The 26,674-nt window shown below is 34.1% G+C and carries 26 protein-coding genes; 10 read left to right on the top strand and 16 right to left on the bottom strand.

What is annotated here, in order from left to right:
* Window positions 1-32: 32 nt before the first annotated feature.
* The 3 genes from BLT22_RS01340 (at window position 33) to BLT22_RS01330 (ending at window position 2,926) form a co-directional block, all read left to right on the top strand.
* Window positions 33-1,232, top strand: a complete 1,200-nt coding sequence (locus BLT22_RS01340) for an NAD(P)/FAD-dependent oxidoreductase (RefSeq protein WP_091759819.1) — start codon at window positions 33-35, stop codon at window positions 1,230-1,232.
* A gap of 264 nt (window positions 1,233-1,496) precedes the next feature.
* Window positions 1,497-1,955 carry a hypothetical protein gene (locus BLT22_RS01335; protein ID WP_091759816.1) on the top strand — a complete coding sequence of 153 codons (459 nt, stop codon included), beginning with the start codon at window positions 1,497-1,499 and terminating at the stop codon, window positions 1,953-1,955.
* 410 nt (window positions 1,956-2,365) lie between these two features.
* Entirely contained in the window at window positions 2,366-2,926 is a 561-nt protein-coding gene (locus tag BLT22_RS01330) for a general stress protein (protein ID WP_091759811.1), read from the top strand.
* Window positions 2,927-3,089: 163 nt separating this feature from the next.
* On the opposite strand, the gene BLT22_RS01325 is transcribed toward BLT22_RS01330, so the two are convergent.
* The 3 genes from BLT22_RS01325 to BLT22_RS01315 form a co-directional block, all read right to left on the bottom strand.
* On the bottom strand, window positions 3,090-3,740 hold the full coding sequence (locus BLT22_RS01325; RefSeq protein ID WP_236048759.1) for an endonuclease III domain-containing protein: 651 nt from the start codon (window positions 3,738-3,740) through the stop codon (window positions 3,090-3,092).
* A gap of 33 nt (window positions 3,741-3,773) precedes the next feature.
* Window positions 3,774-4,769, bottom strand: a complete 996-nt coding sequence (locus tag BLT22_RS01320; protein ID WP_091759808.1) for an LLM class flavin-dependent oxidoreductase — start codon at window positions 4,767-4,769, stop codon at window positions 3,774-3,776.
* 112 nt (window positions 4,770-4,881) lie between these two features.
* On the bottom strand, window positions 4,882-5,616 hold the full coding sequence (locus BLT22_RS01315) for an alpha/beta fold hydrolase (RefSeq protein WP_091759806.1): 735 nt from the start codon (window positions 5,614-5,616) through the stop codon (window positions 4,882-4,884).
* 160 nt (window positions 5,617-5,776) lie between these two features.
* Between BLT22_RS01315 and BLT22_RS01310 the strand changes: the two genes are divergently transcribed.
* Window positions 5,777-7,180: an aldehyde dehydrogenase family protein gene (locus tag BLT22_RS01310; RefSeq protein ID WP_091759803.1), complete on the top strand. Its 1,404-nt coding sequence runs from the start codon at window positions 5,777-5,779 to the stop codon at window positions 7,178-7,180.
* 179 nt (window positions 7,181-7,359) lie between these two features.
* On the opposite strand, the gene BLT22_RS01305 is transcribed toward BLT22_RS01310, so the two are convergent.
* Window positions 7,360-7,911, bottom strand: a complete 552-nt coding sequence (locus BLT22_RS01305; protein ID WP_087056858.1) for a class I SAM-dependent methyltransferase — start codon at window positions 7,909-7,911, stop codon at window positions 7,360-7,362.
* A gap of 169 nt (window positions 7,912-8,080) precedes the next feature.
* On the opposite strand from BLT22_RS01305, the gene BLT22_RS01300 reads away from it, so the two are divergent.
* A complete protein-coding gene (locus BLT22_RS01300) occupies window positions 8,081-8,425 on the top strand; it encodes a hypothetical protein (protein WP_091759800.1) in 345 nt (114 codons plus the stop codon).
* Between the two features lie 971 nt (window positions 8,426-9,396).
* Here the strand turns inward: BLT22_RS01300 and BLT22_RS01290 are convergent.
* Window positions 9,397-11,079, bottom strand: a complete 1,683-nt coding sequence (locus BLT22_RS01290) for a methyl-accepting chemotaxis protein (RefSeq protein ID WP_091759795.1) — start codon at window positions 11,077-11,079, stop codon at window positions 9,397-9,399.
* A 355-nt stretch (window positions 11,080-11,434) separates the two neighbouring features.
* Between BLT22_RS01290 and BLT22_RS01285 the strand changes: the two genes are divergently transcribed.
* Window positions 11,435-11,944, top strand: coding sequence for a GNAT family N-acetyltransferase (locus BLT22_RS01285; RefSeq protein WP_091759793.1), 510 nt, complete (start codon window positions 11,435-11,437; stop codon window positions 11,942-11,944).
* A gap of 262 nt (window positions 11,945-12,206) precedes the next feature.
* On the opposite strand, the gene BLT22_RS01280 is transcribed toward BLT22_RS01285, so the two are convergent.
* The 3 genes from BLT22_RS01280 to pdxS all read right to left on the bottom strand — a co-directional run bounded on the left by BLT22_RS01280 (window position 12,207) and on the right by pdxS (window position 14,760).
* Complete coding sequence (locus tag BLT22_RS01280) at window positions 12,207-13,166, bottom strand: glutathione S-transferase family protein (protein WP_091759790.1); 960 nt, start codon at window positions 13,164-13,166, stop codon at window positions 12,207-12,209.
* Window positions 13,167-13,294: 128 nt separating this feature from the next.
* On the bottom strand, window positions 13,295-13,867 hold the full coding sequence (pdxT, locus tag BLT22_RS01275) for a pyridoxal 5'-phosphate synthase glutaminase subunit PdxT (RefSeq protein WP_091759787.1): 573 nt from the start codon (window positions 13,865-13,867) through the stop codon (window positions 13,295-13,297).
* A 2-nt stretch (window positions 13,868-13,869) separates the two neighbouring features.
* Window positions 13,870-14,760 (bottom strand): pyridoxal 5'-phosphate synthase lyase subunit PdxS, encoded by an 891-nt coding sequence (gene pdxS / locus BLT22_RS01270; RefSeq protein ID WP_091759783.1) that lies wholly within the window; start codon window positions 14,758-14,760, stop codon window positions 13,870-13,872.
* 138 nt (window positions 14,761-14,898) lie between these two features.
* Here pdxS and BLT22_RS01265 point away from each other — a divergent pair, with 138 nt between their 5' ends.
* Window positions 14,899-16,299 carry an aminotransferase-like domain-containing protein gene (locus BLT22_RS01265; protein ID WP_091759780.1) on the top strand — a complete coding sequence of 467 codons (1,401 nt, stop codon included), beginning with the start codon at window positions 14,899-14,901 and terminating at the stop codon, window positions 16,297-16,299.
* Window positions 16,300-16,496: 197 nt separating this feature from the next.
* On the opposite strand, the gene BLT22_RS01260 is transcribed toward BLT22_RS01265, so the two are convergent.
* The 3 genes from BLT22_RS01260 to BLT22_RS01250 form a co-directional block, all read right to left on the bottom strand.
* Window positions 16,497-16,988, bottom strand: coding sequence for a MepB family protein (locus BLT22_RS01260; protein ID WP_091759778.1), 492 nt, complete (start codon window positions 16,986-16,988; stop codon window positions 16,497-16,499).
* Window positions 16,989-17,142: 154 nt separating this feature from the next.
* Window positions 17,143-17,346, bottom strand: coding sequence for a hypothetical protein (locus BLT22_RS01255; protein ID WP_087057414.1), 204 nt, complete (start codon window positions 17,344-17,346; stop codon window positions 17,143-17,145).
* A 73-nt stretch (window positions 17,347-17,419) separates the two neighbouring features.
* Window positions 17,420-18,073, bottom strand: a complete 654-nt coding sequence (locus BLT22_RS01250) for a YoaK family protein (RefSeq protein WP_087057413.1) — start codon at window positions 18,071-18,073, stop codon at window positions 17,420-17,422.
* Between the two features lie 299 nt (window positions 18,074-18,372).
* Between BLT22_RS01250 and BLT22_RS01245 the strand changes: the two genes are divergently transcribed.
* Window positions 18,373-19,704, top strand: coding sequence for a right-handed parallel beta-helix repeat-containing protein (locus tag BLT22_RS01245; RefSeq protein ID WP_091759775.1), 1,332 nt, complete (start codon window positions 18,373-18,375; stop codon window positions 19,702-19,704).
* A gap of 217 nt (window positions 19,705-19,921) precedes the next feature.
* On the opposite strand, the gene BLT22_RS01240 is transcribed toward BLT22_RS01245, so the two are convergent.
* The 3 genes from BLT22_RS01240 to BLT22_RS01230 form a co-directional block, all read right to left on the bottom strand.
* Complete coding sequence (locus BLT22_RS01240; protein WP_138471328.1) at window positions 19,922-20,137, bottom strand: hypothetical protein; 216 nt, start codon at window positions 20,135-20,137, stop codon at window positions 19,922-19,924.
* 117 nt (window positions 20,138-20,254) lie between these two features.
* Window positions 20,255-20,662: a hypothetical protein gene (locus BLT22_RS01235; protein ID WP_091759772.1), complete on the bottom strand. Its 408-nt coding sequence runs from the start codon at window positions 20,660-20,662 to the stop codon at window positions 20,255-20,257.
* 2 nt (window positions 20,663-20,664) lie between these two features.
* Window positions 20,665-20,868: a helix-turn-helix transcriptional regulator gene (locus BLT22_RS01230; protein WP_371861786.1), complete on the bottom strand. Its 204-nt coding sequence runs from the start codon at window positions 20,866-20,868 to the stop codon at window positions 20,665-20,667.
* Window positions 20,869-21,510: 642 nt separating this feature from the next.
* Between BLT22_RS01230 and BLT22_RS01225 the strand changes: the two genes are divergently transcribed.
* Window positions 21,511-22,275, top strand: a complete 765-nt coding sequence (locus tag BLT22_RS01225) for a spr1630 family ClpXP-sensitive toxin (protein WP_091759768.1) — start codon at window positions 21,511-21,513, stop codon at window positions 22,273-22,275.
* A 29-nt stretch (window positions 22,276-22,304) separates the two neighbouring features.
* A complete protein-coding gene (locus BLT22_RS01220; RefSeq protein ID WP_091759767.1) occupies window positions 22,305-23,471 on the top strand; it encodes a spr1629 family repressor/antitoxin in 1,167 nt (388 codons plus the stop codon).
* Window positions 23,472-24,029: 558 nt separating this feature from the next.
* On the opposite strand, the gene BLT22_RS01215 is transcribed toward BLT22_RS01220, so the two are convergent.
* Both BLT22_RS01215 and BLT22_RS01210 read right to left on the bottom strand, forming a co-directional pair.
* Window positions 24,030-24,635 (bottom strand): HAD-IA family hydrolase, encoded by a 606-nt coding sequence (locus BLT22_RS01215; protein ID WP_091759766.1) that lies wholly within the window; start codon window positions 24,633-24,635, stop codon window positions 24,030-24,032.
* Between the two features lie 421 nt (window positions 24,636-25,056).
* Window positions 25,057-26,436 (bottom strand): alanine/glycine:cation symporter family protein, encoded by a 1,380-nt coding sequence (locus tag BLT22_RS01210; RefSeq protein WP_218127223.1) that lies wholly within the window; start codon window positions 26,434-26,436, stop codon window positions 25,057-25,059.
* Window positions 26,437-26,674: the final 238 nt, after the last annotated feature.

Genomic DNA, 26,674 nt, shown 5'->3' with positions numbered 1-26,674 from the left:
GTCTAATAAAATAAATTAAGGAGATTTTCTATATGAATAACGAACAAATGTATCTTGATTATTTAATTGTCGGAGGTGGAATTGCTGCTGGTAATGCCGTAGCAGGAATCCGTAAAGAAGATAAAGCTGGTACCATTGGTATCATCTCTGCTGATGTAGACAAACCTTATGAAAGACCCGCCTTATCCAAGAAGTTATGGACTGATGATTCTTTTACAGAAGACCAAATATTTTATGATGTAAGTGAAGAACATCAGGCAGCACTGATGTTAGAAACAGAAGTCATTTCAATTGATCGTGAAGCTCATACTGTTACGACCAACAAAGGCGAGACAGTTAAATACAAAAAATTACTACTCGTTACAGGTGGCGAACCGAAAACGCTCGAAGGACCAAAAGACGATAAAGTTTATGCGTTCAGATCTTATCAAGATTACCTTAAGCTACGTAACTTATCTGGAGAAAATCAACACATCGTCATTGTCGGTGGAAGTTATATTGGTACTGAATTAGCGGCTAATTTAGCATTGAACAACACAAAAGTTACTCTTATTTATCCTCAGAATATATTAGGTGACAATCGTTTCCCTGAAGAAATTGCTAGAGAATATGAGCAAACTTATAAAGATAATGGTATTGAAATGATAAATGCAACTCGTGCTGAACGATATACTAAAGAATCAGATAAATTCCTTTTGTATTTAAATGATGGTACAACTGTAGAAGCTGACTCTATCATACTTGGATTAGGTGTATCTCCTGTTTTAGATTTAGCAAAAGATGCTGGGCTTGAAGTTGATGACGGCGTAGTGGTAAATGAATATCTACGTACATCAGATCCAGATATCTATGCCGCAGGAGACATTGCTTCTTATCCTGATCCGGTTCTAGGAAGGCAACGTATTGAACACGTGGATCATGCCAGAAATTCTGGTACAGCCGTAGGTAAAGTTATGGCCGGGCTTAAAGAGCCTTATGATTATACTCCTTACTTCTACTCTATGATTTTTGACATATCGTGGAAAGCTATTGGTACACTTGACCCCTCTTTGGACTTACTAATTGATGAAGTAGACAGTGGAAAAGTCGTTTATTATCTAAAAGACGATAAGCCGGTCGGGATTTTAACCTGGAAAATTGAACCAGATCTTGATCAAGTGCGTAACTTGATCGACAATCCTCCTGCCTCTTCTGAAGAGTTAAAAGGTAAAATCCGTAATCAAGAAAATTAATGAGAAAAAACGATACTGGCTAATTGCTGGCATCGTTTTTTATTTATTCTCACCGTTTCTTACATCTACTTTTTTAGTTAAAATCATATTAATTGTAAATCAGACTACTGATTTATATACTATGGGTTATAAACAGCTTTTCTTCGAAAGAGGATCGCTATAGATAATTTAAAAATTTCCAAATAGTAAGTTTATTCCACGACCAATAATCACTTAATAACTCGTCTGAGCTAATAATTTTCAAATTAAATAGGAGGAAAGTTAATGGGAAAATTTGTAGAAGGAAGCTATCCATCTGTTCAAGACGCTATTCAAGCGATCAATGCTTTAGTAACTAGAGGATATTCGAAAGAAGAGATCACTTTAGTAGCAAATCAAAATAAAAAGAAAGAAATTACCGATGTCAGTATAGCTGTTACAACCGATAGCTCTCATGAAGCTTTAAAAAGCTATCAAAGTGATATTGAAAAAGGCAATATTATTGCTTTAGTAGAAGAAGATTCGAGTATCAATGATGAACAGAAAACCGGTTCGGCAAATTATGAGGCAGATAGTCCGGCAGAAGATCCGGCACCTAACCCTAAACTAGACGCAAATGCTACCACAGACAATCTACTTAGTGATAATAGCACTCCTGGAAACGTCCCAGTAGGTGATGATGACGATACTCCTGGTGGAATTCCTGTAGATGATCACAATGATCTAACAGGCAAACAATTATAATAAGAATCCCGTAGCAATTATACAGTTGCTGCGGCTTTTTTGAAGAAATGGAATAAGCCATTAGACATATTCTAACGTTTACTTGCCCCGTAGGATTCTATACATCTAACTTTTGTCTTTCCACGACTTAAAATCAATAGTTTTTCCCTTAGTGTTCTACTTTTTAAATTTTTAAACTAATCTTCAAACAGTCAAATATACTTAGGAGATTCTTTTTTAATAGACTTAAATAATTATCTACACAAAATAAAGAGTGATCTACTATTTTTTCTATTCAATATAGTTTAATAGTTGGCTTCTAGATAGATGTATTAATAGACCATAAGCATATAATTTGTATAAATTTAATATACTAAATATACTAATAGCGTACTAAATAAGTACAAATCGTTACTAGGAGGAAATTCGTTATGAGTAAATATGTTGAAGGAAGCTATTTAACAGTAGAAGATGCAAATCGCACAGTAGAAACTTTACTTTCTCAAGGATACAATAAAAATGACGTCACTATGGTAAGTAATCAGTCTGTGCATGATAAATTGTCAACCAATGTTCATACTAAAGTCTACGGAAATGATTCTAGCCATGAAGAAGACGAATCAATGATAGATAAAATCAAAGACGTTTTCACGGGTGATTCTAATCATTCAGACTCTAATTCTGATAATACTCTATTAAATGATTATAAAGACGACATTCAAAACGGTCACGTTATTGTTCTTGTAAATGATCACTCTAACGTAAAAACAAATAATAACGTTACAAGTACAAATGACCCTGTTACTCCACCTGCTGGAGACCCAATTACACCTAACACGGTTAATCAGCCAGTTGTCGATCCTATTAATCCTGGATCAGATACAGTAATAGATTCTAAAGCGGATAATTCTGTTGAACCAGATTCTACAGACCATCCTGGAATAGATCCAACTGATCCGGCTCACAATTCAAAAAATACTGACAAACATTAAACACTTAATTTCAATAAAAAAGCTGAAGCAGTTTTCACTCTGCTTCAGCTTTTTTATATATTAACTATATAAATTTAACAATTAACTTAATTTAATCCTACATAATTAAAAAGATGGTAGCAAAATTCCCTATTAAATTCTACGCACCTTCTTTATTTCAACCTCAAATATTTGATAAAAACAGCCACGTCTCATCCATATTTTTGTTCAATCGATAAGCTTTCCCATGTACATCAACTGCTGCATGCCATTCTTTACATAGTTCAAGTGGAACCCTGTCTGCTAAATGATTGAATTCCCCGCGCATATGCTCTAAATTTTTATATTCTCCAAAGCCTAATCGTTTAAATAATCGAATTGCATATTGATCACCTATAAAGACCTTCCGCTCAAAGAGATACAACATCATAGCATCTGCCGTTTCCGGCCCCACACCTTTGATTGACAACAATTCAATTCTCAATTCCTTGTCTGTATATTCATCAAATTTATCAAAGGATTCACCATGATCGATAAACCACTTCATCAGGGCTTTTATATACTGGCTTTTCTGTTTATAAAATCCTGCAGGTCGAATCAACGCTTGTAGTGTCTCTTCATCCATTTCATGTAACTGTCTAACAGTCAGATAGGGCTCCAAATTGAATAGTGCTTTATAAACATTCTGTTGAGTCGTCTGTTGAATCAAAATCATAGAGACCCAGTCTTTTATCCGATTCTCGTCGGACCACCAATTTTGAATGCCATAATGTGAAACCAGTTTATTCAAGACATGAATTTTTTCTCTATTCAGTTTTTCTTGGTTTATCTGCAAAATAATTGATCCTCAGTTCTATTTCATCGACTTTTATAACATCTCTTTTGCTAGCAAGCGGTACGTATTTAAGCGCTGCTCTTGAGAATGCGCAATACTACAGATCATAGCTTCTTGAAAACCATATACTTCAGCATCTTCTCTTAACTTGTCGGCGACTTCTTTAGCCGTTCCTACCAAATGAATCTGACGATTTCTTTGAATTCCTATTATTTCTTCTTCAGATAACTTGTAGTCTCTCGCCTGCTCTGGTGTTCTCAACTGACTCATCCTTCCTTGAGCAAGATGAATACGCGCGATATCTTGAGGTTTAGCTTGAAATTCAGCTTCTTCTTTAGTTTCTGCAACAGTCACTAAATATGCTACATTAATTTCTGGCTTTTCTAAAAATTCAGAAGGTTTAAAGTGGTACCGATATAATTCAAATATTTCTTTTCGCATAGCGTTTAACATGAAGAATTGTGCAAATGAATAGCCTATCCCTCTTTGCCCAGCTTCGATTGCACTATTTCCACTTGATCCTAGTAGCCAAGCTTCCGGTAAAGTTACTTTTCTTGGAGTCGCAATTGTATGTTTATATAATGTTTCTTCAGGTACTTCGTCTTTTATTAGCTTTAAAGCCACATCAAGTTTTTCATATAAATGATCAAAGTCAGGATTATTCCCTTGCGACAATGCATATATAGATCGCTGATCTCCACCAGGTGCACGTCCAACACCATAATCGATACGACCAGGTGCTAGTGCACTCAAGGTTTTGAATACTTCTGCCATCTTCAACGGAGAATAATGCATCATCATTGTTCCGCCTGTTCCTAGACGAATGGTTTTTGTTTTTGCAGCAATATATGCGGTAATAATTTCTGGAGCGGAACTTGCAAAAGCATCACTACCATGATGCTCGGCCATCCACATACGATAATATCCTAATTCTTCAGTTACTTGTGCTAATTCTACCGCTTTTTCCAGAGCCCCTTGGGGAGAGTTTCCTATCGTAATCGGTGCTTGATCTAATACACTTAATCTCATTATATATAACAACCTTCCCTTTTACTTACTTTTAGTATATCATTGTAAGACCTATTATTCATAATGAATTATCTAGGTTGTTTATTTAACCACTATCAAATGATATCTTTTACTACATTTCTTTCACAAAAAACTCTGCAATCATTTCCATTGTGGGAACTTTTACTAGATGAACTTCATCTTCTTCTACGAATGTAAGATTCAGATCCGGATTCTCTGCTACAAATTCTGCAGTATCTTCAAACGGAACAATTTCATCTTGATTACCATGCCAGAATAATACCGGTCTACCAGCTAATTTTTCTGGCTGTAGTGATAAATCATAACGTGGAACCCAGGCCAAAAGATTCTCATAATCATGTGGGTAAAAACGATCCAGTTGTTCTGCATGTCTAAAGATTCTTTCACGATAAACAACTGGTTTGGGTGACCCCATTATACAAGCCGCGACTTTGATCTCTGGATGGTTCGTTAATAAAGCACAAGTTGTAATTCCACCCATTGAAACGCCACCGACTGCAATTCGCTCATCAGCTAATCCTCGTTCTTTAAAGTAATTTATAATATATCCAAACTCAAACAGATTGGTCTGAATACTTTGCCAGAACGTTAAAGAAGGAATCTTAGTTATCGGCTGTTTTCGTTCTCCATGATTCGCTGCATCAGGAAGTAATACACGAAAGCCAGCTTCAGCTAATTTACGCCCTTGAGTGAGAACCAGTTCTTTAGAAGACTGCCAACCGTGATAATAGATAATCAAAGGCTGTATGACACTTTTCTTCTCTTCTTGTACCACTTCAAGTAAAGGTATGGTACCCAATGTTCTTTTTCTTATCGTTAATTTCATTTATTATCCACCTCAACGATAAGATTACCTCAAATATTAACGGCAGAACAGATAAAAATCCTTAGAATTTTCTCACTTATAAAAAATAAGTATTTCACAAGGTCTTTGAGTTGGTTTTCTTAAATATTTTTTACATAATAGAATTAAGGAGAGGATTTAAGTGAGAGAAGAAACATTATATTACAATGGAGAATGGCAGAAAGCTCAATCAACAGACTATACAGATGTCATTAACCCAACTACAGAAGAAACAATTGGAAAAGTTGTCAATGCTAATCAACAAGACGTGGATTTAGCTGTAACCTCAGCCAAAACAGCCTTTTCTGAATGGAATCAGACTAACCCTGAAACTAGAGCAGATTATATGGAAAAGTTTTTAAATGGCATTAAAGATAGAAAACAAGATTTAATGGATATAATGATTAAAGAATTAGGAACATCATCTATCTTCGCTGATCAGACTCAAGTTGGTCTTGCTGTAAAAGAAATGTCAGCAACTATTGAAGAAATTCGAAAATATAATTTTGAAGAAACTGTCGATAATGCAACAATCATTAAAGAAGGATTCGGGGTAGTTGCCTGTATTACACCTTGGAATTATCCACTCAATCAAATTCAAAGAAAAATTACGCCTGCGCTACTGGCAGGAAATACAGTAGTGGTAAAACCAGCAAATATGACCCCGCTTACTGCCTTGCTCTTAGCAGAAATTGCAGATGAGGCTGGCTTGCCAAAAGGAGTGTTCAACATTGTTACAGGGCCAGGTAGTGAGACTGGAGACTATTTAACAAGCCATCCCGATGTCTCTGTAATTTCATTTACGGGATCTACAAAAGTTGGGTCAAGCTTATATGAAAAAGCAAAAACGACTATCAAGAAACTTGTACTAGAATTAGGCGGGAAATCTCCAATGGTTTATTTAAAAGGGGGAGATCTAGAACTAGCTGTGAAAAATGCAGCCAATACTGTTCTGCATAACCAAGGACAGACTTGTTCTGCCTTGACTCGTCTGTTCGTACCCAAAGATGAACTTGAACGAACAAAAGAAGTCTTGAAAAACTACTACAAAGATATAAAAGTCGGTGATCCAGCAGAAGAGGATACTATTGTAGGCCCGCTAGTCTCGAAAGATCAAATGGAAACTGTATTGGGCTATATTGAAAAAGGAAAAGAAGAAGGCGCAGAAGTGCTGATTGGTGGCAATAAAATGGACCGGAAAGGTTATTATGTTGAACCTACAGTATTTGTTAATGTGAAAAACGATATGACCATTGCGCAAGAAGAAATTTTTGGACCTGTTCTTGTCGTTATCACGTATGATAATGTTGATGAAGCAATTGAATTGGCAAATGATTCAATCTACGGCTTATCAGGCGGAGTCGTTGGGCCTGAAGAAGAAGCCGTTAAAGTAGCGCGTCAGATCCGTACAGGAAACATTACAATAAACGATGCTGCCCGTTCTCCTAAAGCCCCATTCGGAGGATATAAGCAGTCTGGTTTCGGAAGAGAAAACGGCTTATACGGAGTAGAAGACTACTTTGAAATCAAAGCGATTTTTAATTAATCTTTATATTATGAAGAAGCCTTTTTCAGTAGAAGGCTTCTTTTTTTGCATTTAATGATTTGCTTACTTTAAAAATTTATCATACTATTCTCTACTTTTCGGATAACATTTTTCCATTTGTACTTTCTCATTAACCGATGATCGTATTCTGTTTAATGTCATATCTTATTGGTTAGATTTTATTCTCTTTTAATACCATCTATAATCAGTGAGGGAAAGACCATAGTGCCTGATTGATTTCTAGGATCATATTTCTTTGATCGGAAAATGATCCCTTTATCTTCATCCCAGTCCACCGCATGGTGACGCCCTGTTTCATCGACATATTCAAGCAGCTGGACATCAAAACCGGCAAATTCAAAAACTTGGGATAATGTTTTATAATTATAGACCATTTTATGGCTTGCAGCCGGATGGTCAGCAGGTCCTGGTCCTCCGACTTTAATTAAATTCTGATACGCTTCATTTTGGAAATAACCATCCGGGACCGCACATCGGATACTACCACCAGATTTTAAGTACTGGTAACACAATTCCGCAGCTACTAGACCTTCTTCATAAGTAAGATGTTCAAAGACATGCTCTGCTAGAATATAGTCAATTAAATCTGATCCTAAGTAAGCTTCCCAATTTTCTTTTTTTACAATATCAAGTTCAGCTTGCTGTAGGTGAATCCAACCAGGATTATTCTGATATTGCCCAGCGCCTACAACTATCTTTAATTTACCCACTCTATTTCTCCTTTTATTTATTAGTTTAACAAATTATAGTTTTAATTGTCGGCCTATATTCTTCTCTTTAATATTTCCTAAGTGTTTCGTAAATGATTCTTAATCCTTTCTCTTTATTCTTAATTTAACTAGTTGTTATATTAAAAAATAAATTTAAGGAGGTGCTTTTTTGCTTTACATACCTTGGTTGTTACGGTTTATATTCATTCTTGTAATCATCTTTGGAGCCCGAATCATTCAGAAACATATGTGCAATTTAGCCTTTTTCAAGATCATTATGAGTATGCAAGTCATTCTATTATTTTTATTCTTTACAAACTCTTTTTCATTGTTAGATCCACCTTACCTTTTATTCGATTCTGTTTGGTGGGGACTTTGTGCAGTTGGATTCCTTGCTTATTATCCGATTCATTCTACTTCTTCTAAAATACGGAATTGGATGGTACCCATACTTTTTATTTATTCTATCCTTACAATACTTATGGTTATGATGAGTGGGTGTGGTGAATTGTAATATCGATAAGCCTTCTGAGCAAGACTAAACTACATCCCATAAAATAGGTGTATAATAGAATTCCGATTGTTTAGATTCACTTTTTTATTGTCTAAAAATTAGGAATACTCTACTTGATATAGATATCTTCCTATAATAATTAGCTTTATCTTATTATTAAATACTATTTTTTACCAATTTTTATTTTAGGAGAAGAAAAAAGTGTCATTAAAGCTAGCAGAACTAGGAATATCACGAATGTATTCAATAAAAAATTAACACCAATTATGTTAATAGATAATAAATTTTCAAATCGAAAAAAAGAGTCTATGTTTTTAAAATTCTCGGGATTTGATAATTCTAAAAACATAAAAGGATACCCTCTAAGAATAGATGAACTGGATCTCATAGGAATTCCAATTCCTCTCATGGGAATAAAAATCGTTAGTATAGATAGAACTAGGCTTATAATCAAGAGCTTCCATTTACTCATATATATTTCTCCTCATATTCTTTTTCCATATCCAATACAACCTTGTCCTGAAAGCTTTATTCAAGACGTTATCATTCGTTTCTATTATATGTTCTCCTTAATTAGGCTAACATTTTATGATAGGTATAGTTTATCATAACTTTTTTTTTACTGTAAAATTTATATAGTAATTCGCTATATTCTTTACGTTTTACATACTTGTATTATCCTTATATTTCAAATCTGAGTTCAGCTTTTTCATACAGCCTAAGAAATATACAATTATTTAGTATAGTTACTGGTACGAGGTTCATCTCTTCAATCATTTCCTTACATTGAATGAAAAACATCTGAATATTGTAGAATCAGATTTTAAGATTAAATAATAAACCCATCTTTATAATTAGCTGATTATTTAAGAAAGTAAACCCTACATAAAGACCTCTAAATACTATAGTCATTATAGCATTTAGAGGTCCTTTAAAATTTATATCTTTTACATTTTTTATCCAAAAATATATTATATTTTAAATCGCTCAACAAGATTGCTTAGTTTTTCTGCTAAGTTAGCTAATTCTTCTGAGCTAGAAGATACTTCCTGCATAGTGCTGGTTGTTTGTTGTGCAGTCGCTGAAGTTTGTTCGATACCTGCGGCGGACTGTTCAGAAAGGCCTGCAATTTCTTCAATATTCGTGCTCATATTTTTAGTGGTTGATCTATTGCCAGCTAGTTTATTAGAAATCTCTTTAATTGCATTGCCCATTGATTCAACTGAGGATGATATCTTATTAAAAGTCTCTCCAGTTTGTTGAATTTGGCTAGTCCCTTTTTCTACTTGTTCATAACCTGTTTCAAGTCCAACCACTAATTTAGCAGATTCACTCTGTATATTATTTACTATATCCGTAATGTCAACCACAGAAACAGAAACCTGTTCCGCTAATTGTCGTATCTCATCCGCCACTACAGCGAACCCTTTCCCTTGATCCCCGACTCTAGCTGCTTCTATAGCTGCATTGAGGGCTAATAAATTTGTTTGTTCTGCAATACTTTCTATTACCCCAACTAATTTTGATATTTCGCCAGATTTAACGTCTAATTCTTTAACGCCATCAACGGAGTTTTTTACAATATTATCAATTGATTGCATTTGAGACACGGAGTTTGCCATCATTTCTCTTCCATCTTTTGTTAATGAATAAACATTTGTTGAGGTTTGATAGATTTTTTCACTTTCTTTTGAGGAGTCTTCAATTGTTTCAGAAAATTTCTGCATATGCTCAGAAAATTCACTAGTGGAATTAGCTTGTGCTTCTGCCCCTGTTGCAAGTTCTTGCATTGTAGTCGCAACTTGCTCGGCCCCAACAACTACTTCATTGGTTGATTGTGTTAATTCTTCGCTGGAACTTAATACCTGCACTGTTGCATCTGCTACTGAATTGATTAAATTTTTCAATTCCTCCTGCATCTTGCTAGTCGCATTAATTAAAATTCCTATTTCATCTTTTCGTTTCGTTACCTCAACTGGTTCAGTTAAATCTCCTTTTGATATATGGTCAAGTTTTTGAGAGACTTTTTTCAATGGAACTCCAATAATACGTCCCATAAAGACACCAATAACAATTGCTAAAATAGTCGCTAAAATACTTGCTAAAATGATAAGAAAGCGATCAGCATCATATACTTCTTTATCATTTTCATATGTTTTGGTAGCCAGGTCATCCACTATTTCGATCAGTTCTGATACATTTGTACTCGCTGCGGTATAAGGATCTGCTCCTCTACCCAAACCTTCTAATGTTTCTATGTACATTCCTGCTGATAAAGTCTCAACATTTTGTCGAACAATTTCTGTGAAATCTTGCCAGTTTTGTTTTAATTCAGAAAACTTTTCACTCTCTCTTTTTTCCATGTTTCTATTTTCATAGTCAGTAATGAGTTCATCAATGCGTTCAATATTGGTAATCGCTTTTTCGCCTCTTGCTGAATCTTCATTTGCTACTCCTGATAACATTTGTACTCGAGTATTTTCCATAGTTTTGGCCATTTCTGTCAACGTAATAGATGGTTGTAACCTCTGATTATATAATTCATTTGCGTTTGAATAAATCCTATCGAGCCCTAAAAAGGACAAAGCTCCTAATATGATAACGATAACAGCCAAAGATAAATATGAAATAATTAATTTTGTAGTAATTTTCAATTCTTTTTCCTCCGTTTCTATATTTTGTATACCTAATGTCCCCTCTTCTTCTAATAAAGACTATGTTATTATCGAAACAAAATACTTGTTATTAACATTAAAATCACTACATTTTGTGAACAATTTAAGGATAATCAGTTATATCGAAATTTTCAGTCGTTTAATCAAATTAAAACATTTGTTATAAAAAAATCTAACATTTACCCACCGAATTTCGGACTAAGACACTAAATATTAAGTCAATGACTTCTTTTAAGTCTTAAAACTTTCTACTATTGATACTTATTTTATTATTTCACTACTTTTTCTCTATTCATTTCCTTTATACTCATTAAAAGATGAAAGGTGAGATACTATGATACAACTCAAAGAAATCAATAATATAAAAGATATAAAAGTTCATCAAGAAGGATTAGTCACTCTTTTTCAAGAAGTCGTAGCTAACGGAGCTTCCATGAACTTTTTATATCCCATGCGTTACGAAACTGCTCTCCATTACTGGAATAATGTTCTATCTAAACATGTTCGTTTATTTATCGCTATAGTAGACAAAGAAGTCGTTGGTACTGTGCAATTGCATCTTAGCGATAAAGAAAATGGACAGCATCGAGCAGAAATTGCTAAACTAATGACACATCCAAAAGCTCGCCGAAAAGGTGTGGCAAAATTATTACTACAGCATGTCTTGAAAGTAGCTAAACAAGAAGGACGTACCTTACTGTTACTAGATACTGAAAAAGATGGACCTGCAAATAAACTTTATCAATCAGAAGGTTTTATCTTATATGGAGAGATTCCAGCTTACTCACAAGATCCATTCGGTATTTATAAAGATGGAAATTGTTACTATAAGCTCTTGCAATGATTAAATGCAAATCTCTAGAATAACTTTAGCTTTTTACTAAACTATACCAGTTTGCTTATTTTATTCGATTCTATTAAGGAATAAGGAAAATTATTTACTATTGCTCTACCTAAAAATTTAAATGTTGAGACTAAAAAGTTTCTGTCTATTGCAAAAAAACAGATCCTCCACTTTTCTTCTTGAAGTGGAGGATCTATTAAAGAAAGGAACTATAAAAAATAATATAAAAGAACAGAAAGACGTCTCAATATTAAGCTTATATTTAATTATCCAAACTAAAATCCAGTTTTGGTCCTTTTGGTACGATGCCGTTTGGGTTGATTTGTTTGTGACTACGATAATAATGTTTCTTGATGTGATTAAAGTCGACTGTTTTTTTAACACCTGGTTCGTTGTAGAGTTCCCTTGTATAACGCCAAAGATTTTTATAGTCGACGATTCTTCTAATATTACACTTGAAATGTCCGTGATAAGCACTATCAAAGCGAATCAATGTGGTAAATAAGCGCCAATCAGCTTCAGTAATTTGATCTCCTACTAAAAATCGGCTGTCTTCTAAACGTTCTTCAATCTCATCTAAAGCATCAAATAACTTGGTCACTTCTTTTTCGTAAACTTCCTGGCTGGTTGCAAATCCCGCTTTGTACACACCATTGTTAATAGCTCCATACACTTTATCATTGATCATATCAATTTCTGGTATCAATTCTTTCGGAAGGTAGTTTCTATCGTTAGCACCTGCTTCATCAAAAGCGGAATTCAACATACGAATAATATCAGCTGATTCATTATTAACGATTTTGTCTTTTTTCAAGTCATATAGCACTGGTACCGTGACATGTCCGCTATATTCCGGTTCAACTTTTTTATAGATTTCATACAAATAGTCCGCATCCATAACAGGATCAGGAATAACACCTTCTTCTGGATCGAATGTCCATCCATGTTCCCCCATCAAGGTATTCACCACGGATAGAGAGATCAGATCTTCTAATCCTTTTAAGCTGCGCATAATCAATGCTCGGCTTGCCCAAGGACACGCTAAGGAGACATACAAGTGATAACGATTTGGTTCCGCCTTAAAGCCCGCTTCACCCGTTGGTCCGGCATTTCCATCTTTTGTGATCCAATTTCTAAACTGTGAATCTTGACGAATAAATTCCCCTTCATCATTATTATAATCCCACTTGTCATGCCACTTTCCTTTTACCAATATTCCCATAAGCGACTCCTTTCGATTCGAATATTAAATTCAAAGAATTGATTTCTATACCTAGTATAAATCTCGAAACCAAAAAAACAAATCACTTTGTTTGCCTCTACGGTGGACTTGAATTTCTAAAAGAGTCTTTAAACTATTTTTTCTAAAAAGTAAGTTAAAACAGCGTAATCTTCTGTTAGTTCAGGATGGTGAGCCGTCACTAATACGTTCTCTTGTTCGGCAGCTACAATTTTTTGGTCTACTGTAGCCAATACCTTAACATTTGGTCCGACAGATTCAATATAAGGTGCACGAATAAATACTGCTTCAACTTGGCGGTCGATTCCTAAAAAATCAAGATAAGTTTCAAAACTGGCAACTTGTCTTCCAAATCCGTTTCGTTCTACTTCCATCTCAATAAACCCTAGGCGCAGATCTTCTGTAGTATGACTTTTATCTGAACTGCATAAAATCAGTCCAGCACACGTTCCAAAGATAGCTTTTCCTTCTTGATAAAATATTCTCAGTACTTCTTCCAGTCCTTGTTCACGAATCAACCGACCAATAGCTGTGGACTCTCCACCTGGAATAATCAGACCGTCTAGACCATCAAAATCTTCCGCTGTTTTTACAGATACTGCCTTTACGCCTAAATTCCTTAAAGCAATAAGGTGCTCTGCAACTGCTCCCTGCAGATCCAATACGCCTACAAATTTAGTCATTTTTATAACCCTCTATCCTGCATTCGCTCTTGTGATTGTAAGTGACTAATTTCAATTCCTTTCATTGGTTCCCCCAAATCTTTAGATAATTTAGCCAATAATTCGTAATTTTCAAAATTAGTTGTTGCTTGAACAATAGCACGAGCAAACTTTTCTGGTGACTCAGATTTAAAGATACCTGAACCGACAAAGACACCGTCTGCTCCAAGACTCATCATCAAGGCAGCATCAGCTGGAGTAGCTACACCCCCAGCAGCAAAGTTAACCACCGGCAATGCCCCCAATTCTTTTACTTCTTTCACTAATTCATAGGGTGCTCCAATGTCTCTGGCAAATGTCATTAATTCATCATTTGATTTAGTGGTGAGTACATTTATCTGACTGTTTACTTTTCTCATATGGCGAACAGCTTCCACTATATTTCCAGTCCCTGGTTCACCTTTTGTTCTAAGCATTGAAGCCCCTTCACCAATTCGTCTTAAAGCTTCCCCTAGATCTCGACAGCCACAGACAAAAGGTACTACATATTCTGATTTCAGTAAATGATATTCTTCGTCTGCCGGAGTCAGAACTTCACTTTCATCAATATAATCAACGCCCATTGCTTCTAGAATTCTTGCTTCAGAGATGTGCCCAATACGCGCTTTTGCCATAACAGGAATGCTGACTGCATTCATCACCTCTTCAACAATTGTAGGGTTGGCCATACGTGCTACACCACCCGCTTTTCGTATATCAGATGGTACACGTTCCAGCGCCATAACCGCAACCGCTCCAGCAGCTTCTGCTATTCTAGCTTGTTCTGCATTGACAACGTCCATAATGACACCACCTTTTTGCATTTGTGCCATTCCACGTTTCACTCTTGAACTTCCAATTATTTTTTCACTCATTCTTTTTCCTCCTAGATCACTATGTGTATTGATTGATAGTATACGCAAAAGAAAAAGAACGAGCTACATCCAATTGGACTATAATTTAACCATCCAATTTGTGGTAAAATTATCCTGTACTTGAAAGGAGTTTATCTTATGAACAAATGGATAATTAGTAAAGACAGTCATTTGCCGCTTTATCAAGAGATCATGTTACTGATAGAAGAGAAAATCAAATTCGGAGAACTTTTGCCTGGCACTCGCTTGCCCGCTGAGAGAAAGTTGGCTGAAAAATTAGATGTAAATCGCTCTACAGTAATTCGTGCGATGGAGGAATTGGCTGCTCAAGGTGTCCTAACTAGGAAAAAAGGGAGCGGAACCTATGTGAATCCTGATAAGTGGGGGCTGCAGACAAAACCGATCATTAACTGGGGAACTTCTTTGACAACAGATAATTTAAAGAGGAAAAGTACTTACCAACTAACCGCTGATCAGTTGAAAGCAAACCATCCCGAAAAGATCATGGATTTATCTAATGGATCTCTTTCATCTGATTTATTACCTGAACTTCATTCCCCCAATCTATCCTGGAAAGAACTAGTTCAGCAGGAAAAAGAACAGACTCTTATCAATAATGGTATGTATCCTTTACGAGAAAGTGTTCAGCTACATCTTCGAAACACTTATCAAATGATTATACCGTTAGAAGAAATCCTAATAACTTCCGGTACGCAAAATTCCTTATTTCTGATTACACAGGGATTATTGAAACCTGGAGATGCGGTTGGAATTGAAGCCCCGTCCTATTTTTATTCCCTTCGTTTATTTCAAGCAGCTGGTCTTCGCATTGTACCCATACCAATGGATAAAGAAGGAATGTCCGTTAAAGGATTACAAGAAGCTTCGTTAAATCATCCTTTAAAGATGGTTTTTCTAAATCCTATCTTTCAGAATCCCACAGGCTTAGTCATGAGTGCTAAAAGAAAAAAAGAAATTCTAGATTATTGTTTGATGAAACGCATTCCAATTGTAGAAGATGATGCTTATAGTGGATTATCTTTTAAAAAGTCTGTGGATAATACACCTCTGAAAAAGATGGATCAACAGCAACAGGTTATCTATTTAGGTACTTTATCAAAATTGGCTGGACATCATTTACGTGTGGGCTGGATGGTTGGTCCTCAAACTGTTTTGAATGACCTGGCAGATATTCGAGTTCAAATTGACTCCGAGCTAAGTTTTCTTCCTCAATTTATGGCTGATTACTTCTTACGAACCGGTATGGATAGGCACCAGAAATATATTCGTGAGAAATTAATAGAAAGAGCACATAATTTAGAAGAGTGGTTGCGCTCAGAATTTGGAGAGGAAATAGAATTCCAACCTGCAAAAGGTGGATTCCATCTTTATTGTCGCTTTCCTAAAAAAACAAAAGCAGAAGTTGAGACCATTCTGATAGAAATGCTGCAAAAAAAGATAATCGTTTTAGAAGGAGAGAAATTCGGTGACCATAATAATGGATTCCGACTCAGCTTTAGTCATTTTAAGAAACCTTAATGATCTTTTAATAACATTATCCTATACAAGACACAACCTTACTATAGATAGATTCCCTCCTCTGCACAGTTGTAGTAGGGTCCGGTTTAAATTCAAGCAAAGTATAGGAGATGTAATTTATATAGTGCGCAAGAGAAAATCCTATACAAAGTGAAAATCAAAAATTTTGATATCAATAATGAACTAATGATAGCCTATTAAAAATTATATAAATAAGTAAGTTTATCAAGATCCATTTTATGGGATAAATCAACAAAGTACTCTACTTGCCATTTCTGTGTTTTGGCTGCGGACGGGTTCAAATTACTTATCCAGCTCGGGTAAACTCTTATGGCCATTTTACCTTTCGAAATCTCACTGCTTAAAATACCTTGTTTATGTAAAACAGTTTTAGGAAATATAAACTGACCAATCTTTTCATTATCCATTACTGTTACAATGACTCGATCTGGACTTGATAGGTAAGTAAAAGGCTGGTTTTTATCCATATTATCTTTCTCCCAGAACACAACAAAATAGCCTTGCTTCTTTGGGGTGCTTTTTGCAAGGCGACTTCTATAGGTTTGATTCAACAAATTGAACCGTACCCCTTCGTATTCACTATTTTGCTCTTCTTGTATGAGATCATCCATCTCATGATTTACGATTGCGGCTACCACTTCTTTTATCAATTTAACAGATTGTTGCACCTAATCTACTCCTAACATTTTATGTCTACAGCTATTTTACGGGTAACTTAGTTTAGTTCTACAGTCCTTATACTCTCATGTATTAAACTAAAATTTACTTTCTAAATATAAAAAAGACTCTGCTCTTGTAAAAACTCACTTTCAGCCGATTGATCTATCGTCTAATCAAAAAATAGAAATAGATAAAAATGCTAAACAACAGATAAACTAACCCTGCTACAATCGCTCCACCATATACTCCTATAAATAAGATTTCCGTATACGTTTCTCCCGAAGAAAAAAAGAGGGCAAGAAAAGCAATCACAAAAGTTATCAGTGTGGCTTTTCTCCTTTTCATTTGAAGTATATCTGGACTCATAGAGCTTACTCCCCTTTCCGATACAGTTAACCAAGTATACCCGTTTTCAAATGCTCTGTATTTTTTTGTCTTCTCAATTTATATGTTTCATTTCAATCATAAGGTTAATAAACAGTGGAACTAAACAGATAAAAATACCTTTTGCTCCAAACGTATAGGTCAAAGCAATGCCAGCTAAAACACCCAGATGGTAGTAAATCAAAGTATAGCTATAAAATAAAGCTTTCATTTTGCTTTTAGCTTTAGCTGATACCTTATAGTCAATCCATCCACTGATACACTGTCTGATATTACCCGTTGAAAATAAAGTTGGGCTCGTATATTCTTTCGTTCCATTGAACATGCCCCATTGAAAAGCAGTCAGCGCAAACAAAGGGAGCAACGCCATTAAATCATTGGCTCCACTTGGTATCAATCCAATTGCCAGAACACTTATAATCTCAACTAGTAAACAAATCTTAACAGATTGCAACGTATATTTATCTTTAATATAAAATGATAGCATTAAGAATAAAACAAACAAAAATAATGCCAAAGTTCTAAATAGAATGTCAAATAGATTAAATGCACTGACATTAATAAAAAGCTGAATTAGATTAGCTGTCTGAGCAGATCCAAAGTTTCCTCTTAACAACAAAGCGTAGCTACCGAAGAACCCGCCAAGCATACACATAGAATAATGGATATAGTTTTCATAACTCGAAATTCTTTTAATCGACAAATCCATTAGTTATAATCACGAATATTTAAAATAAATTTATTTGTATTTCTGACAAACTCATCCATTTACTCTCTACCCTTCTTTTTTGAAATGATTCTTTATATAACTATAAAACAAAAGATTGTTTGGGGGAAGATAAGATAGTAAATATGAGCAATAAAAAAGAAGCTTAACTTATAAGTAAAAATTTTCTATTAAAAAGTAGTAGCTATAATTTAGAATTTTTATTTCTCTTTATACATAAATAGATTATACTAAGTAAACATTCTTCCTATATAACGAAAAACAGAGAGGACAAAAATATATTGAGAAAGTTACTGGTATTTCTGGGATTGGTATTTCTAGTTAGTGGTATTAGTATTGGGATGATTTATCAAAATCACAATGTAGTAAAATCTGTTATTTATGTTTCAACTGAGGGGGATGATCAGAATCCAGGAACCATTGACCAGCCACTTCTTAGCCTTAAAGCCACTGCTGATAAAGCAACCTCTGGAACAACTGTGAATATCCGAGGAGGAATCTATGATGAACCGCTTATCATTCAGCATGACGGAACAAGAAACGCACCCATTTTTTTCCAAAGTTATCAAGATGAAAAGGTCACAATAAGCGGCCGTAAACTTGAAGATGATCCTGAAGATATCGCACTTGTTGAAATAGATGGTCACAGTTATATTACGGTACATGGGCTAACAATTGAAAACTTAACCACTAAGCATGACTACAAAACAAATATAGGCATACTAATAACTGGAAACAGTCACAATATCACACTTTCCAATAATACCGTCCAGGACATCTCTACAACTGTAATTGGAGGAAATGCACACGGAATAGCTGTGTATGGAAATGAAAAAATCGATACGATAGATATTCAGCATAACACTTTGACCAATCTCAAACTCGGACTTAGTGAGGCACTTGTTATAAATGGAAACGTAAGTAACTTTTCTATTAAAGAAAATCATATTTATGAAACAGATAATATCGCAATCGACATAATTGGATACGAAGATACTGCAAATGACACTTCACAAGATTACGCTCGTGATGGCGAAGTAATCGGCAATACCATTCACAATAACTCAAGTTATCATAATCCGAGTTATGCGAAAGATTATAGTGCTGGCGGCATCTATGTAGATGGCGGAAAACATATTACTATAAAAAATAATCAAGTTTATCAAAATGACATTGGCATTGAAGCAACTTCAGAACATAAAGATCGATCAGCTGAGCATATAAAAATCTTAAACAACACAGTATACGAGAATGCTTATACAGGAATTTCTATTGGTGGGTATGATGCAGATAGAGGCGGTACTACTCATTCTTTAATTTCCAAAAATATATTGACTGATAACGATACAATTGGCTTAGAAGGTGGGCAACTTTTATTTCAGTACTATACACATTCAAATAAAATTGAATCTAATGAAATGACCGCGTCCTCTTCTGGTTTATTTATCAGTCATGAATATGAAGGAAATACAAACACTATTTTTGAAAATAATAAATATTATTTAAAGAATCAGATACTATCTAGATGGTTATGGAATAATCAAGAAGTCAATTCATTGAAGGATTTCCAAAAACTTTCAGGCAATAAAAGCGATGCTGTAATTCCTGACTGATATTCTACTAAAATCTTCTGAAAAATAAATATTAGATATAGTTTTACATTATTTATTTTTGCCATACCTTTATCAATAAATTGAAAAATAGAATGAACTTTTATAAAAATATAGATGAAGTGAGCAAAACAGCCTCCACTTCATCTATTAGATTCTTTTCATAAGCGGAAACAACGCTTTTGCTGTAACAATTGAATTCGCTCATCATATTTTAAAATCAGTCCATATATTCATCGTCATTTTTATAAACCTTTTCACTGTTTGCTTTATATATATTCAAGAACTGACGTAACACTAACATACCATAAATAATGGCTACTATAGCAACAACAGCGAGTATAATCATTAGAATCTGCAAAATAAAGCTTGATAACAATGTTGCTTCCAACCATTGAAACGCTCCAGTCGGATCCATCCCCCACGTATCATTCATCATTATTTTCACCCACTTCCCACTAAATTAAGCGTAAAGAATATAGCAGGTGTAGTCAAATAGTATACCTAACTTTGCAGCATTTTTAATTAATAAATCAACGTTTAAATCCATTCATTAGACCCGATACTTATTGATATATTTCAGGATACCAAATGTAATTCCACCCATGATGATCCCACTTAATAATGCAACAGGTAAATTTGTACCCCCTGGTAGAAGATAGTTGATTAGTGTTACCACCCCAAAAACTGCTGAACTAAAAAAATAGATTGCTTTTTTAGATCTTTTTTCTTTACCTTCCATCTGAATACTAATGTTCATAGATAAAAACGTCAGTGTAAAACATCCAATCATCAGAACTATGAATAAAAGATTATCACGGCTAAACACCTCATAAAAAGCTTGCCCACTGAGTACCTGATAAATCATAGTAAAAATAATAGCTACATTCTCTACAATAAAGGCAATTCGGATATTCTTTAAGTTTCTCATGATCAATCTTTCATCTTTTATTTTTTTCACAATTATATCTCTCCTTTTTCTATCCAAAATACGTCATCTAATGTCTGATTCAGTGCATAACAAATTTTTAAACAAAGTTTTAGTGATGGATTATATTCGAATTTTTCTATCAAACTCAACGTCTGTCGTGTGATTTCAGCATAATCCGCTACTTCTTTTTGTGATAACCGTTTTTCAATTCTGTATTCTTTCACCCTATTGAACATGAGCATTTCTCCATTTCGGAAGTAATTTATATATTACTTATACGTAAATTATATATTACGTAATTAAATTTTACAAATGGTTTATCTAAAAATCACTCCACATAAGGTGCAATCTTTATTGACCGCTGTTTATAATTTGAATTTGCTTATTCTATAATAAAAATTCATATTTATCATAGAGATAAATATGAATTAAAGAAAGTAAACTTATCTTCTCGGCTTCGCCTATTAATACTCCACTACTGTTTAAGAGCTATGACAACTCTCTCAGAATATCGTAGAATCCTTGGCAAAACCGTAGCGGTCTCAGTCTCAGCAGAGACTGATTTAAAGAGTAAGCATATGGATTTAAGAGCGAGAGAACTTGAGATTCCACTAATAAAACGATTACTAAATTATTGGAAGACTCTTTGGTTATCCGTATTTAAGACTGCTTGTACTGATGGTCAAAGAATTATAAAGATCTCTTCAGGTTTTTATTAGTTTCTACGTCTTATCATTCGAAGTTAAACAGCTATTTATTACAGATTTGTTTACTAAATCGGAATAATATTAAATTATCACTTTAAAAAAAACAGTTATTTAATGTTTTTACTTTTTAAATAATGGTATAATGATTAAAAATGTATATAGGAGGTTATTATGAATCAATTCAAGTTGAATGAGGTAATTAATCAAGCAATCGTAGATGGTACACAATATGGATACTTAGAATACTTAGAGGAAAGAAAAAGAAAGCAAGAAGAAATGCGGGTTAGTGGAGCATACGCTTGGACAAAAGGAAATCATATCGATGATCAGGTAGCAAGAGCTGTTGAATCTTTAGGACTTCAGTATCAGATGGATAAAGCTGGTTATGCTTGGGAATATTTACAATTTACTCTAAGTGAACAAGCTGAAAAGCATTTGATTATTATTAAGAATTCAAAGCGAACTCAAAAACACTTTAACGGCAAACGCAAAAATAATCCTGAAAGAAACTACTTACATTCCCTTTCAGATATTAATATTGCTGAATTAAAATCTGCTGGAAAAATCTTTTCTCAACAAAATGAACAAATTGAGTTAGAATTATCAAGTCCAGCTGAAATCCATGCTGTTATGAATCAAAAACAGTTATCTGTAAAAGAAACTTATTCTCGTTTTTATATTGTCACTTATGAAATCAATGATATTACTAAAATGATTGATTCAATTAAATTGACAATGCCTAACAGTGAAACAATGGCTTTAAATGTAGTGGAAGATTTAACTCCGTATATCCAAAGTAGTGCAGTAGATATTACCCCTGAAGACGCAGCTCCAATCATGCAAGAAATCAGTAGTGATAACACTATATTTTCAGGTGATCTAAATGCATTTGGTTATGCTGTTCCAACTGAACAAGAAAGTGAATCTGAAGGATAAGTAACTATACAATTAAGGAAGTGTTGAACATGTTTTACGGAGAGAAATTAAAAGCCTTACGTGAATTGAATGGTCTCTCCAGAAAAGAGCTTGCTGGAAAAATTAATGTGACCGAGCAAGCTGTATGGCAGTTTGAAAACCAATATACAGCACCTAAATTTGAAATTGTAAATGAACTTAAAAAGTACTTCTCAGTTAAGTCCCAGTTCTTTTACACCGATTCTTTTGTAGAGAATGTCACTGACATCGAGCGAATTGCCTATAGAGCGGAAGATCGTGATTCTAGAAAAAAAGCTAAGATGGAAATCACTTATATCAATTTTATAAGCCATTTTATCTCTAAATTCGAAACACCATTAACTTTACCCTCTCAAAATATACATTCTTTAAGAAAAGACATTGAAAAGTGTTTGTATGATCGTTCTTTTGCTATTAGTAAAAAGGACATTGAAAGAGCAGCTTCTATTGCAAGAAAGAAACTTGGAGTATCAGAAAATAAAGAGTTGTTATATAGATTAGAGTTGTCTGGAATATATATATTAGAGAAAAGTATGGGATTAAGCATAGATGCTTATAGTACCTGGACCAATAAAGATATTCCTTTTATTATACTTGGTACTGAAAAAAAATCTTCTGTGCGTCGTAATTTTGACCTTGCTCATGAGTTGGGACATCTGCTCATGCATAAGCATATCGATATGGATAGTCTTGATAAAAAAGAACTGAGACGCGTTGAACATGAAGCAAATGATTTTGCTTCTTACTTTTTACTACCGAAAGATGAGTTCATAAAAAACTTTCAGGAACTCTCTAAAAAGTCTAACCCTGATTCTTATATTGAACTTAAAATGAAGTATCATGTTTCAATTCAGGCTTTAGAATACCGTGCTTATAAATTGAATTTACTTTCTTTTGAAGAAAATCGCTATTTTTATTCAGCATTAAATCGTATGAAGTATAAAGTAATAGAACCTTTAGATGAAGATATACCTATTGTAAGACCTGGAAAAGTTCGTGCCTTACTTTCTCTTATACTTGAGAATAATTTATTAAGTTTAGATCAATTTTTAGATACTTATTCAATTGACTCTACTTTCTTAGAATCCTTATTAGGCATCGATGAAGACGTACTAAAAGAGTACAAAGGTATATCTAAATTAGATTACTTTGATAGAAGAGTTATCACTATGCTTTAAAGTTAATGAGACTTCATTCTCATAAAGCTTTTTAATTATTTAAAACGAATAATAAGAAATAGGCGCAAGCAGTAGAAATCTGTCTGTGCCTATCTATAGTTATTTACTCTTTCTTCTTATTTCTCCAAATTATATCGACTACAATTCCTCCAATTACTAAGATACTTAGAAATAATTTATACATCTTGCTCAGTTCTTGACCATAAAATTGAATGGGTATCAAAATGACTATCATACTGTTTAAATACAAAAGATAGAGTAGGTATTTATGGGTATTCAGTTCTACTCTATCTTGCAAAAGAGATATGAATATAATCCCTAGTGTGATAAAGAATAATAGGCGATTTGTTGTACTAGATACAGATTGATATAGACCTAAATAAATCAATCCAGAAAGCACACTTAGTCCAGTAAGTATTTTGAGTTTAATAGTTTGCACTCCTTTTCTAAAGTCTATCTTGATCAAATAACTTGGTTTTTATATTACAATTTTTTGAACCCTATTTTTTATAGCAAATCATTACGATTCAAATCTGATTTGTTTATTCTGAATCCCTATTAAAACAGTGCATATATATCAGTTAATTTGGAGATGTTAACATTAATTTCAGAGGATGGTTGAGTTAAATTAATACTTTTTATATTAGCGTTAATCGCTACCTCAACATCAAGATTCCTATCCCCAATATAGTAGGTATGATCTTTTTCCAACTGATACTTATTCATCAAGTACTCTATCCCTTCGGAATGAGGTTTTCTTTGAAACCCATTTGAACTTGTAACTACTTCAGAAAAATATTTCTCTATTCTTAACCTAGAAAGAATTTCAATAGCGTTTTTACTTTTATGAGTATATATATAGTTCTCAATTCCCTTTTCCATAGTCCAATTAAGGACCTCTAAGGCGCCATCCATTAATTTAATTTCTTTATTTTTAGAACGTAATTTATCAGAAAATAATATTTTCACCTCTTCATATTTTACGTTATAATCGGCTGAGGTTTGCTTTAATAAGTTGACTACTGATTGATTCAAAACTACTTTTCTTACTTCATTAATTTCATAAGGAACTTCAAAGTGTTCGAAAGTTTCTTCTAGAGATTTCAAAAGTATAGGATATGAGTTAATAAGTGTACCATCTAAATCCCAAATAAAAGTTTTCATTACTTTTTACCCCATTATAAGTTTTTATAAATCTTTTCACAATTAATTGAATTTTTTATTACTCCTTCTCTAAAAGTGAAGTATATTCCACTTTTTTGGGAGGGTCAAATGGGAAACAAATTGAAAGAATATCGAAAGAAATAGAATTTAACTTAATTCTCAATTGGCAGATCAAGTCTATGTATCAAAATGTACAATTATTTCAATTGAAAAAGGAGTTTTATAATCCAGGTCTCTTGCTTGTCGATTGGCTGAGGCATTAGAAACTGAACTAATGATACTTTTCTATTGGAGAAAAATCATGAACACTTCATTTCTGAAATGAAGGAACATAATAAACATAAACGAAAATAAAAAAGATGATCCTCCATATTGATTCATGAGGGATCATCTTTTTAAAAAGTCTATTTACATTTTACTCTTATTTTTGCTTCTGTTCTCTCTCATAAATACCATTTTTGCCAAAGAAATCTTTTGTAGATTTAACAATGACAGGACTCAGAATCAGTAATCCTATAAGGTTAGGCAAAGCCATCAATCCATTAAGCGTATCGGCTAGTGCCCAGACTACTCGCAAGCCTCCAACTGATCCGACCACAATCAACGGCAAGTAAACAAGTCTGTATACAATGATGGATTTTGGTCCGAATAAATATTCCATACAGCGTTCTCCATAGTAAGACCAACCTAATAATGTTGAAAATGCGAAGAAAATCAATCCAAATGTTACGACATATCCTCCGTACGGTAATCCTTCTTCAAACGCTGCTGTTGTCAGCGGTGCACCATCAAGGGCAGTATCCCATGCTCCTGTCATAACGATCACTAAAGCCGTTATCGTACACAAAACGATTGTATCAGCAAACACTTCAAAGACTCCCCATAAGCCTTGTCTTACTGGATGATCTGTTGTCGCAGCCGCATGTGCAATCGGTGCACTACCTAGACCTGCTTCATTCGTAAATATACCTCTAGCTACACCATATCTTATAGACAACATAATAGATGACCCAGCAAATCCACCAGCCGCTGCTGATCCTGTAAAGGCATCATGAAAAATAATCCTAAAAGCTTCTGGTATCAAACCAATATTCAACAAGATAATACTTACGCCACCGATAATATAGACAGCAGCCATAAATGGAACAATAATTTCTGTAACTTTTCCGATTGATTTGATTCCACCAAGAATCACTAAAGCGACCAAGAGCGCCAGTACAACGCCTGTTATGAACGGCTCAATTCCAAAAGTAGCATTCAAAGAATCCGCTACTGAATTGGATTGAACCATATTCCCAATTCCAAAAGTCGCCAGTGTTCCAAAAACTGCAAAAATAACTGCCAGCCATTTCATGTTGGCGCCTTTGCTTAAATAGTACATCGGCCCCCCAACAAAACGTCCATCTTCTGTCTTCTCTCTGTATTTAATAGATAGAACAACTTCACCATATTTTGTCGCCATACCAAACATTGCAGCAACCCACATCCAGAAAACTGCACCGGGGCCACCAATCGCTATGGCCGTTCCTACTCCAGCTATATTTCCAGTCCCAACTGTTGCCGCTAAGGCTGTAGAGACTGCTTGAAATGCTGTGACTTCTCCTTCTCCTACTTGATCTTTTTTAAACATCTTAAAAAATGTTTCTTTAATTATGTAACCAAATTTCCTAAAAGTAAAAAAACGTGTGTATATCGTTAAAAAAATACCTGTTCCGAAAATCAATAATAATAATGGCCATCCCCACACCAAGTCGTTGACAAACTCATTGACTTTCATGGTCCCTTCCATAAAACCTTCCATTTGTTAAACCCCTTCAACTTATTTTTGATATTATAATTAATAATAATACCACATTAAAGAGTAGTGTTGTTTAGTAATTTCACGAAACAAACTGATATAACCCTTACATTACAAAATTCTATTATTAGATATTTATAATTTGTATAGTAGTACTATTTATTAATCGCTTGCTTCACTATTTAACTCTTAACCCGACCTAATCCATTTTCTTAAATAAAAAAATTGCTGCTTAATTTTT

The organism is Marinilactibacillus psychrotolerans (assembly GCF_900101525.1).
Lineage (GTDB): Bacteria > Bacillota > Bacilli > Lactobacillales > Carnobacteriaceae_A > Marinilactibacillus > Marinilactibacillus psychrotolerans.
The sequence above is the reverse complement of the archived record's forward strand: the minus strand, read 5'-3'. Positions and strand labels throughout refer to the sequence as shown.